The 6873-nt window shown below is 61.0% G+C and carries 10 protein-coding genes and 1 pseudogene; 5 read left to right on the forward strand and 6 right to left on the reverse strand.

Translation table 11 applies throughout. The features are described from left to right. Positions 1-141, forward strand: a 141-nt coding sequence (locus SB772_RS38810; RefSeq protein ID WP_410838369.1) for a hypothetical protein, incomplete at its 5' end; no start/stop codon positions are given. Positions 142-144: 3 nt separating this feature from the next. Here SB772_RS38810 and SB772_RS38815 read toward each other — a convergent pair. Beyond that, positions 145-240, reverse strand: a pseudogene (locus tag SB772_RS38815) (arsenical resistance protein ArsH); the annotation flags it as partial. A gap of 133 nt (positions 241-373) precedes the next feature. On the opposite strand from SB772_RS38815, the gene SB772_RS38820 reads away from it, so the two are divergent. Continuing rightward, positions 374-1546 carry a 4-hydroxybenzoate 3-monooxygenase gene (locus SB772_RS38820; protein ID WP_410838360.1) on the forward strand — a complete coding sequence of 391 codons (1173 nt, stop codon included), beginning with the start codon at positions 374-376 and terminating at the stop codon, positions 1544-1546. A gap of 187 nt (positions 1547-1733) precedes the next feature. After that, positions 1734-1988 carry a hypothetical protein gene (locus SB772_RS38825; protein ID WP_410838361.1) on the forward strand — a complete coding sequence of 85 codons (255 nt, stop codon included), beginning with the start codon at positions 1734-1736 and terminating at the stop codon, positions 1986-1988. Between the two features lie 198 nt (positions 1989-2186). Here SB772_RS38825 and SB772_RS38830 read toward each other — a convergent pair whose 3' ends face one another. The 3 genes from SB772_RS38830 to SB772_RS38840 form a co-directional block, all read right to left on the reverse strand. Next, on the reverse strand, positions 2187-2435 hold the full coding sequence (locus SB772_RS38830) for a hypothetical protein (RefSeq protein WP_410838362.1): 249 nt from the start codon (positions 2433-2435) through the stop codon (positions 2187-2189). A gap of 78 nt (positions 2436-2513) precedes the next feature. After that, positions 2514-2915: a hypothetical protein gene (locus SB772_RS38835; protein WP_410838363.1), complete on the reverse strand. Its 402-nt coding sequence runs from the start codon at positions 2913-2915 to the stop codon at positions 2514-2516. A gap of 53 nt (positions 2916-2968) precedes the next feature. Next, the gene (locus tag SB772_RS38840; RefSeq protein ID WP_410838364.1) at positions 2969-3100 is read right to left on the reverse strand and encodes a hypothetical protein; all 132 of its coding nucleotides are present in this window, start codon (positions 3098-3100) and stop codon (positions 2969-2971) included. Positions 3101-3633: 533 nt separating this feature from the next. On the opposite strand from SB772_RS38840, the gene SB772_RS38845 reads away from it, so the two are divergent. Continuing rightward, a complete protein-coding gene (locus SB772_RS38845) occupies positions 3634-4185 on the forward strand; it encodes a cytochrome b (protein WP_410838365.1) in 552 nt (183 codons plus the stop codon). A 40-nt stretch (positions 4186-4225) separates the two neighbouring features. Here the strand turns inward: SB772_RS38845 and SB772_RS38850 are convergent, their stop codons facing one another. Together SB772_RS38850 and SB772_RS38855 are read right to left on the reverse strand one after the other, a co-directional pair. Beyond that, the gene (locus SB772_RS38850; RefSeq protein WP_410838366.1) at positions 4226-4414 is read right to left on the reverse strand and encodes a hypothetical protein; all 189 of its coding nucleotides are present in this window, start codon (positions 4412-4414) and stop codon (positions 4226-4228) included. Between the two features lie 72 nt (positions 4415-4486). Continuing rightward, the gene (locus SB772_RS38855) at positions 4487-5932 is read right to left on the reverse strand and encodes an NAD-dependent succinate-semialdehyde dehydrogenase (RefSeq protein ID WP_410838367.1); all 1446 of its coding nucleotides are present in this window, start codon (positions 5930-5932) and stop codon (positions 4487-4489) included. A 326-nt stretch (positions 5933-6258) separates the two neighbouring features. Here SB772_RS38855 and SB772_RS38860 point away from each other — a divergent pair, with 326 nt between their 5' ends. Further along, entirely contained in the window at positions 6259-6462 is a 204-nt protein-coding gene (locus SB772_RS38860) for a cold-shock protein (RefSeq protein ID WP_410838368.1), read from the forward strand. Positions 6463-6873: the final 411 nt, after the last annotated feature.

Below are 6873 nucleotides of genomic sequence, written 5' to 3' on the forward strand. Positions count from 1 at the left end.
GGCGCGGACTACAGCTCGATTCTGGTCGGCATTCAGGTGCCGGAAAGCGAAAACGGCGAGTTCGGGCGCTTTCTTGCGACGCTCGGTTACCCGTACTGGGAAGAGACAAGCAACCCGGTGTATCGGCTGTTTCTCGTATAGCCAGACCCGGCGCAGAATCCGCCCGGCTTCGAGCGTGAAGAAGCGGCGGTATGACGTTGGGCGCATCGAGCAATAGAGCAGCAGAATGCGTGGGACATGTCGCTCCACCCCGCCGGGTGGATAGGCTTTATCTCAAAACTAGATACTGCTTATCCGCCATATCGCGTTGCGCGATACCGCCCGTGATTGTCAAACTGAGCGCAAATCAAACGCTGCGTTCAGGAGACAATTCATGCGCACCCAAGTCGGCATCATCGGTGCCGGGCCGGCAGGCCTGCTTCTTTCCCATCTTCTTCATTTGCGCGGCATCGAATCCGTTGTGCTCGAAACGCGCAGCCGCGAACAGATCGAATCCACTATCCGCGCCGGCGTGCTCGAGCAGGGCACGATGGACCTGCTCACCGAAGCCGGGGTCGGCGCGCGAATGAAGGCCGAAGGCGCGCTGCATCATGGCTTCGAACTCGCTTTCGAAGGCAAGCGGCGCCGCATCGACCTGACCGGACTCACCGGCCATTCGATCACGGTCTATGCGCAGCACGAAGTCATCAAGGACCTGGTGGCCGCGCGAGTCGCCGCCGGCGGGGCGTTGCGTTTCAACGTCTCGGATACGTCGCTGCACGGCATCGACACCGACACACCGTCGATCCGTTATCGTCATGAAGGCGAAGACCGCGAACTGCAATGCGACTTCGTGATCGGCTGCGACGGCTCGCAAGGCGTGTCGCGCGCGTCGATCCCGCAGGCTTTGCGCCAGGACTATGAACGCGTCTATCCGTTCGGCTGGTTCGGCATTCTTTGCGAAGGGCCGCCTTCATCGGATGAATTGATTTACGCACGTCACGAACGCGGCTTTGCGCTGGTCAGCACGCGCTCAGCGAACGTGCAACGCATGTATTTTCAGTGCGACCCGAAGGACTCGGTCGATAACTGGTCCGACGACAGAATCTGGGCCGAACTGCACGCACGCGTCGATTCGCATGACGGCCAGCACGTCGTGGACGGCAAGATCTTCCAGAAGAACATCGTCGGCATGCGCAGTTTCGTGTCGGCCACGATGCAGCATGGGCGGCTCTTTCTCGCCGGCGACGCCGCGCATATCGTGCCGCCGACCGGCGCCAAGGGCATGAATCTCGCCGTCGCCGACGTGCGGGTGCTGACGAAAGCACTGAGCGCGTTCTACGTCGAAAATCGCAGCGATCTGCTCGACAGCTACAGCGCAACCGCGCTTAAGCGCATCTGGCGCGCCGAGCATTTCTCGTACTGGATGACGAGCATGATGCACCGCATCGAAGGCGCGTCGCCATTCGAACGGCAGCTTCAGGTCGCCGAACTCGAATACGTGACGACGTCGCGCGCGGCTGCCACAGCCATGGCGGAAAACTACGTGGGCGTCGCGGTGGTGTGAGAAAGCGGGCGGGGGTGCGGCTGCGGACACAGACGCGGATTCACTGCCGTGATCCCCTCATGGACGGGCGTTTGCCATTGTGGTGTCGGAAGCAACAGTGAATTCAGGAATCGAGGATTTATCCCCGACCGATCCGCTCCTAGACTATATTTGCAGCGCGTATAAGACAATCTCTGGAGGTGGCTTCATGAATTCGCTCATCAAAGCTGTTGCTATTGCTGTCGTTCTCAGCGCGCCGATTGCTTCGTTTGCCCAGTCGAATCGACCGGTCACCCCTGCGCAGCAAAACACCCAGGCCGCGGGGCAAGGCGTCTCGGAACAGAAGGATGCCGCGCAAGCCGATACTAGCGGTTATGGTTCGAGCAGCAACGGCACGTGGCAAGCCGGTCACTCGGACACGACGCTGAGTTCTTATTCGCCGCCGATTTACAACGCGCGTTAAGTGCATCGCCAAGCGGCTCGCCAGGCAATTTACGAGTCGTGTTGAAAAAGGCCGGCGCCGGAAGATATCCGGTGGCCGGCCATTTGCATTTTTTCGTTTTTTCAGCTTCCCTGCATTCAACCCGTCTTGCGACAAAACGGGCGACGTGACCGCGAATTCCATCGCGCGACACGCCGGCGCAGCATGCGCCGATATCCGCTATGACTCGCGCAACAACATCACCTCATTTCGCAGCAGCGCGAGAAGGTCGTCGTCAGAGGGCTTTGTTCCCCAGTGCCGCGCGCCCGCCACCGACGCAATCGCAATCCACGAATGAGGCGGAAACCATTCGCGGAGCAGAGTGCCGTCCTGACGCAAGCACAACTGGCCGGTCTGTTCACTGTATTCGGCGGTGATGAGCGTGCCATCGAATTGCGCCGTTACACGCCTTGGATCGCTGCGTAGCAAATCGTCGCTCCTGCAAATGGTGTGACGCGCAAGCTTGCGTGGCCCGGCGCCGTCACGGACGGCGCCGTCGCCTGCGCCTTAGTGATCGCCCCGGCCGTGGTCGCCGCCATGACCGTGCCAGTCGCCATGATCGCCGCCATCGTGGCCGTGCCAGTCGCCGTGCGGGCCGCCGTGATAATCACGCGCGTCGTGCCATTCACGGTTGTCGTGGTGACGCTCTTCCCACTCGCGACGCCCCCAATAGCGGCGACCGTCGTAATACCGGTCGCCGTACCAGCCCGGACTCACGACCACCACCGGAGGCGGTTGGACGTAGACCGGCGGAGGCGGTGCGTACACCGGTTGGGGTGCGTCGTATACGACACCCGGAATGCCGATGTTCACGCCGACGTCGACGTGAGCCAGCGCCACCGAAGATGCACCTATGCCCAGACCGGCAACGATGGCCATGGATAGCCAACGGTTTCGTGAAATGCTCATGATTTATTCTCGGTTTTTACAATTGAGAGTGGGATCGCGCAGGCAGGCTGCGCTCAGTCGTGGTCGCCGTGCTCGTGACCGTGATAATGATCATGGTAGTAACCGCCCTCGGGGACCACGATGCAACCGCCCAACGCACTCCCGAGAGTGATGGCCATCAGTATCAGCGCGAAAATTCTTTTCATGACGTTGCATTCCCCTTTATGTTTGATCGAACTCTACTGAGCGGCCGGATTACCGGTGTGTTTGTGTGTAACAGGACGTGTCGTTTCCTATGTACGCTGGCTGCGTGAGTGGGGCGAATCGGCGGGATTTTTTGGCGCTGCGATTGGGCGGGTTGCGAGTGCCAGGATTCCAGTCAACCCGTTGACCACGTTATAAAAAGCGTTCCACATCGTCGCATCGGGCGCCTTCGCGCCGGCCGATTCGGGGGCCAGAAAAAGGGCGCGGGGCGCGCGGCGCGACATCGTGTTTCGCGCATGTGCGGCGGAAACATTCAGTTTCAGACTCGGGGTGGGAGGCAGCGTCATGGGCCAAAAATCGTATGTTTTGTGCGATACCCATGTGCAACCGGCCTATTCGCCGGGGTGAGCCCTTGTCGAACGACATCAGCTTGTCTTAAGGTTCGGGCCGTAGCATGCACAGCGCTTGCGGTTCACATTCCTGGGGCGTCGATGCAAAGACGCCGCCGCTTAACGATGGCTAACGAACTCTCACGATGATGCGAACCGACGAAACCAATTTTCCGCGATATGCCGAAAGCTATGACGGCGTAGCGAAGTTTCTCCACTGGCTGGTGGTGGTATTGATAGCCGCGCAGTTCGTGATCGGCTGGACCATGCCCGACATTCATAAGGGCACGCTGCCCACGGGTTTGATCGCATGGCATCTCGGCGTTGGCGCGGCACTGATAGCAGCAGTGGTGGTGAGAATCGTCTGGCGTCTGACGCATCCGCCTGCGCCCGCTGCGCTTTCGCCGATGCTTGGCGCTGTATCGCGCATCACGCACGCGCTTCTGTACGTCGCGCTGGTCGTTGTGCCGTTGCTGGGTTGGGCCAACGCATCGTCGCGCGGATGGTCGGTCAAACTGGCCGGCCTGCTGCCTTATCCGAACCTGTTGCCGACCGGTTCGCAAATCGGCCACACGATGGGTGACGTCCACGGCGTTCTGGCCTGGGTGCTGTTCGTGCTGATCGGACTGCACATCGCGGGCGCGCTGTTTCACCGCTTCGTTCTCAAGGATCAGGTCTTGCAGCGGATGATGCCTTGACCGCTATGTTCATATCGCAACGCTTTCGACGCGTTTTTACCTACGGTCCCAACTCCCTGTAATCGCCGACGGTGTCGGGCCCCGGAACGACGGTCAGCTTCATGTCCCACAGTTGACCGTCCGCGGCGGCATCAAGAAGCCCCCGCGCATGTTCCTGCTGAAGCGGCCGAAGCTCGACAGTCTGTCCGGTCAGCGCAGGTTGAATAAAACGAGGCGCGTTGTCGTTCATAACAATAAAAAGGTCCGCGAAGAATCCCTCGCGGACCTGACACAGTTAGCAGTTAAAAGTCGAAAAAACAGCTTACACAGACATTACCGTCACCGACTTGGTGACCAGATAAGCTTCCATCGCTTCCGGTCCGCCTTCCGAGCCGTAGCCGGAATCCTTCACGCCGCCAAACGGCATTTCCGGCGTGGGGGTGGCAGGCTGATTGATCCACAGCATGCCGACTTCAAGCTGTTGCGACAGCAGATGCACGTTGGCGAACGACTTCGTGAACGCATAACCGGCGAGCCCGAACGGCAGACGGTTGGCTTCGGCGATCGCCTCTTCGAGTGTGTCGAAACCACGGATCGCGGCGATCGGGCCGAACGGCTCGTTGTTGAACACGTCTGCTTCGAGCGACACGTTGGTCAGCACGGTCGGCGCGAAGAAGTTGCCTTCCGAGCCCACGCGTTCGCCACCCGTTTCGACCTTGGCGCCGGTCTTGCGCGCATCGTCGAGCACCTTGGCCATCGCGGCGAGACGGCGTGCGTTGGCGAGCGGCCCCAGGGTCGTGCCTTCGGCGAGACCGTCGCCGAGCTTGAGGCTTTCCGCATGCTTGACGAGCGCCGCCGCGAACTCGTCGCGGATGCTGTTGTGCACGAGAAAACGCGTGGGCGAGATGCACACCTGGCCGGCGTTGCGGAATTTCGCGCCGCCCGCCGCCTTGACTGCCAGCGCGACGTCCGCGTCCTCGGCCACGATGACGGGCGCATGACCGCCCAGTTCCATCGTCGCGCGCTTCATGTGCGCACCGGCCAGCGCGGCCAATTGCTTGCCGACCGGCGTCGAGCCGGTGAACGTGACCTTGCGGATCACCGGATGCGGGATCAGATAGCTCGAAATCTCGGCCGGGTCGCCGAACACGAGGCCGACCGTACCCGCCGGCACGCCGGCTTCGACGAACGCCTGCAGCAGAGCCGCCGGCGACGCCGGGGTTTCTTCCGGCGCCTTGACGAGGAACGAGCAGCCGCTCGCGAGCGCCGCGCACAGCTTGCGTACGACCTGGTTGATCGGGAAATTCCACGGCGTGAATGCCGCCACCGGGCCAACCGGCTCCTTGAGAACCAGTTGCTGCGCTGCCAGGTTGCGCGCCGGCACGACCCGGCCGTAAACGCGACGGCCTTCGTCGGCGAACCATTCGATGATGTCCGCGGCGGACAGCACTTCGACGCGCGCTTCAGCGAACGGCTTGCCCTGTTCCTGGGTCATCAGGCGGGCAATGTCCGACGCGCGCTCGCGCACCAGCGCCGCAGCTTTGCGCATCGTGGTTGCGCGTTCGTTGGCGGGAATCTTGCGCCAGGCTTCGAAGCCGCTTTGCGCGGCGGCCAGCGCCCGGTCCAGGTCGGCGATGCCGGCGTGGGCGACTTTGCCGATGGCCTTGCCGGTAGCGGGATTGATGACGTCGAGGGTTTTACCGCTGGCGGCGTCGCACCACTCGCCGTTGATCAGAAGCCGGGTATCGGTATAGCTTGAGATGGCCATGCTGGGTTCCTGTGAGTTGGACAACGATAGGTCGCGCGGTCGGTCGTGGGATGGTGGCGGGACCTGCGCGGCCCGGAATGGACTGTCGATAGGGACGATCTTATCTGATTGCGGGCGGTGGCGTGCTTGCGCGCGCTGATGCGTCGCGCGTTGCACGCGGCTCGGGGCGGCGGTTGCCGCAACGGAAAAAATCCGGCCAAAGCGGCGGCACGCAAACAGGCGTAAAGTCAAGCAGCAGCTGCAGGAACTGGCTGGGGCCAATAGTAGTAGCAGGCGCCAGACGGCGACGGCAGCCCGATCAACCAAGGTGCAAGCGAGGAATCGACATGCCAACCGGTACAGTGAAGTGGTTCAACGATGCAAAGGGATTTGGCTTTATCACGCCGGATGACGGTGGCGAAGATCTGTTTGCACATTTTTCAGAGATTCGCAGCGAGGGGTTCAAGTCGCTGCAGGAAAATCAGAAGGTCAGCTTCGAAATCAAGCAAGGGCCGAAGGGGAAACAGGCGGCTGATATCAAGGCAGTATGAGGAGGTTTTTTTGCCTTTGGCGGCGGCATTGGTGGTTGTGGTTACGGCGGTGGTCTTTTCTTATTGGTTTATTAGCGTTCCATCGCACCGGGGGAACGCTAATAAACCAATATCAAGTCAAGGAAAGACCCCCGCCGCAGGCATACAGACAAACAACCGCCGGGGGCAAAAACCCCGTGCGCCAGGCGCGCCCACCCTTAAGGTTTCCTTCAGCTTTGCTCCGTACTATTTGCGCGATTACTCGCAAACCCGCGCATTCCCGCGCCCACCCGCGAGGCAATGATCCCGATAGTTTCCTGATAGAAAACTGAAAGCACCGATCAAGGCTTGCTGGAGCATTCATGAAAACCCTGTTCTTGCAGGCGCCGTCGTACGACGGTTTCGATGGTGGCGCGGGTTCGCGCTATCAGG

It is taken from the genome of Paraburkholderia sp. SIMBA_030, assembly GCF_046535245.1.
Taxonomy (GTDB): domain Bacteria; phylum Pseudomonadota; class Gammaproteobacteria; order Burkholderiales; family Burkholderiaceae; genus Paraburkholderia.